Source organism: Zhongshania sp., from assembly GCF_041584495.1.
Lineage (GTDB): Bacteria > Pseudomonadota > Gammaproteobacteria > Pseudomonadales > Spongiibacteraceae > Spongiibacter.
Genome location: NZ_JBFHDY010000293.1, coordinates 1 through 1,372 on the forward strand (window position 1 = coordinate 1; position 1,372 = coordinate 1,372).

The following is a 1,372-nucleotide window of genomic DNA, read 5'->3' on the forward strand; positions in this document are numbered from 1 at the left end:
AGGTGATTCTGGACTGCCAACTCACGGAATAACACTGCACAAGGAAAGCCTATGAAATTCTGGCAATGCCTCGCCATGCTCGACATGGAAGAACTCCCCACCCTGGCCAGGCATGCCGAAGATCTGGGCTTTGAAGGCATCACGCTCGGCGAACACCTGATTACCTTCGCCGAACAATACGAACACTACGACTACAGTAAAAACAGCCAGATCCGATGGTACCCGGAAACCCACTGGCCCGAGCCCTGGGTTCAAATCGGGGCCCTGTCGCAGGTCACCACCACACTGAAATTCCTCAATACCCTTTATGTACTGCCACTACGTGACCCCTTCCACGCTGCCAAGCTTATCTCTACCGCGGCCAACCTCTGCGATGGCCGCCTGATTCTCGGCGCTGGTATCGGCTGGCAGAAATCGGAGTTTGAACTGGTTGGTCAGAATTTTCACGACCGCGGCAAACGCACCGATGAAATGCTGGCTGTGATGAAACAACTGTGGACGGGGGAATCCGTTACTTATCAGGGCGACTACTACCAGTTCCCTGCCCTGCAGATGTCGCCACGCTTGAAACACTCGCTGCCCATTTGTATCGGCGGTTTCAGCGAAGCGGCGCTGCAGCGAGCCGCGCGCAATGACGGCTGGGTCGGGGCGCAACACGAAATGGACGATATCGAAAAACTGATCCCGGCCCTGCGCCACTTCCGCGAACAGGCAGGACTCCCCTGGGAGAGTTTTGAAATCGCCCTTGGCCTATACGACAACAGTGAGGCCAACCTGGAGCGTTGCCGCGAACTCGGTGTGACTATGCTCTACCGCGAAGCTTTCTGCGACGAAAACGGTATGGCCAGCACCATGACGCTCGACGAAAAGCTGCGTGATATGGAGCAATTCGCGAAGCAGTACATCCAACAACAATAACCAAGAAGGGCCGCACAATGACCGAGACCAAAACAACGTTTTGCCGCATTTGCGAAAATCAGTGCGGCCTGCTGGTAACCGTCGACAACAATCGGATCACCCACGTCGAACCGGATAAAGATCACGTGGCCTCTAAAGGTTTTGCCTGCATCAAGGGGCTGAGCATCGAGAAAATGCGCACCACCCCTGACCGCATCACCACGCCACTGAAAAAATCCGACAAGGGTTTTGAGGCTATCAGCTGGCAGCAGGCTTTCGACGAAATCGGCGCCAAAATTCGCCAGCTGCGCAAAGATCACGGTGACGAATCCGTCGGCGCCTATTTTGGCAACCCAATCAGCTTCAGCCCGCTGATGCCGATTTTCTGGACGGCCTTCACCCAGGGCCTGAATACTCACAAGGCTTACAATACCGGCAGTCTGGACTGCAACAACAAGTTTCTGGTCAGTCAGCA

2 protein-coding genes are annotated in these 1,372 nt (G+C 55.1%); both read left to right on the top strand.

The features are described from left to right. The first annotated feature begins 51 nt into the window (after positions 1–51). Complete coding sequence (locus ABYP33_RS19250) at positions 52–918, top strand: TIGR03619 family F420-dependent LLM class oxidoreductase (protein WP_373092978.1); 867 nt, start codon at positions 52–54, stop codon at positions 916–918. 17 nt (positions 919–935) lie between these two features. Beyond that, on the top strand, positions 936–1,372 hold a 437-nt coding region (locus ABYP33_RS19255; RefSeq protein WP_373092981.1), incomplete at its 3' end, for a molybdopterin-dependent oxidoreductase.

What these genes read in the sequence shown, in the direction of transcription:
- ABYP33_RS19250 (WP_373092978.1), top strand. Translation starts at nt 52, where the DNA reads ATGAAATTCTGGCAATGCCTCGCCATGCTCGACATGGAAGAACTCCCC.